The organism is Thauera sp. ZXT1-4 (assembly GCF_052598215.2).
Window position 1 is genome coordinate 1 of record NZ_JBQWSN020000111.1, and the last position, 1,012, is coordinate 1,012.

The 1,012-nt window shown below is 56.6% G+C and carries 3 protein-coding genes and 1 tRNA gene; 3 read left to right on the forward strand and 1 reads right to left on the reverse strand.

Annotated elements, in window-relative coordinates:
* Positions 1-25: 25 nt before the first annotated feature.
* A tRNA-OTHER gene (locus ACUH78_RS19340) sits at positions 26-88 on the forward strand.
* A 100-nt stretch (positions 89-188) separates the two neighbouring features.
* Here ACUH78_RS19340 and ACUH78_RS19345 read toward each other — a convergent pair.
* Positions 189-455: a helix-turn-helix domain-containing protein gene (locus tag ACUH78_RS19345; protein ID WP_435751384.1), complete on the reverse strand. Its 267-nt coding sequence runs from the start codon at positions 453-455 to the stop codon at positions 189-191.
* A gap of 135 nt (positions 456-590) precedes the next feature.
* On the opposite strand from ACUH78_RS19345, the gene ACUH78_RS19350 reads away from it, so the two are divergent.
* Entirely contained in the window at positions 591-821 is a 231-nt protein-coding gene (locus ACUH78_RS19350; RefSeq protein ID WP_435751385.1) for a hypothetical protein, read from the forward strand.
* The coding region (locus ACUH78_RS19355) for an Arm DNA-binding domain-containing protein (RefSeq protein ID WP_445334457.1) at positions 814-1,012 on the forward strand (199 nt) is incomplete at its 3' end. The genes ACUH78_RS19350 and ACUH78_RS19355, both read left to right, overlap by 8 nt.

The following is a 1,012-nucleotide window of genomic DNA, read 5'->3' on the forward strand; positions in this document are numbered from 1 at the left end:
GATTGTGGCCAAGGAAGACCTGGAGGCGCCGGTAGACTGGGCTAGACTCCGAAGGGGGTCGGACGTTCGAATCGTCTCGGGCGCGCCATATTTTTCAATGGGTTAGGTCTTCGCGGACCTAGCCCATTGTTCTTTGTGACCACCCTGTGACCAAACCGTGACCACCCTGTGACCAAGCCAGTGTGACGTCACTCCGTCTTCGCCCCCGTTTGACTCTTGCCTTCCGTGACCACGCTGTCGGGGATGTGCTCGACCAACTGCTCGATCCTGCAGCCGAAGTAGCTGCACAGGCGATCGAGGACGTCAGCCGTTGGGTTGTAGCCGCGACGGTTCGCAATCTTCGACAGGGTCATACGGTGGATGCCGGTCGCCTCAGCTACCTCGACCAGGGTGATCACCCGGTCCTCGCGGTACTCCTTCTCCGCAAGCAGCTCCTTCAGTCGAAATCTAAGCATCGCTGCCTTCCTGGCTGCATGTGATGCTTAATTTTATCAGAAGCTCTTGACAGGCTTCATTTCATGCCTATACTAGGCTTTAAGTGATGCGTTTAAGTATCACTTGAACTTAATGTGTATCTAACGGAGAAGATCATGGAACACACCTATCTTACAACCGAGGAGCTGTCGGCGAAGATCAAGTATGACCCGAGGACGATTCGCGAGCGTTTGAAGGACAGCGTCCTGCTTGAGGGGCGCCATTACTTCCGGCCCTTTGGTGGCCGCAAGATCCTCTACATCTGGGAGGTCATTGAGCGGGATATGCGCGTGGAGGGCTCCAGCTTCGCGATCCCTATGGCCAACGGTGAGGTGTGCCATGGCTAGCATCCAGATAAGGAAGGAGACGGGTTGCCTGATCCTCGACTTTTATTACGCAGGTAAGCGTTGCCGCGAGCAGACCGCCCTGAAAGACACCGCAGCCAACCGCAAGCGCTTGCAGAAGGTGCTCGACCGTATCGAAGCCGACATCGCCGCCGGCGCCTTCGACTACCGTCGCTTCTTCCCCGGAAGCAAGA

Coding starts and splice junctions, on each gene's coding strand:
- ACUH78_RS19345 (WP_435751384.1), bottom strand. CDS start 455: ATGCTTAGATTTCGACTGAAGGAGCTGCTTGCGGAGAAGGAGTACCGC.
- ACUH78_RS19350 (WP_435751385.1), top strand. CDS start 591: ATGGAACACACCTATCTTACAACCGAGGAGCTGTCGGCGAAGATCAAG.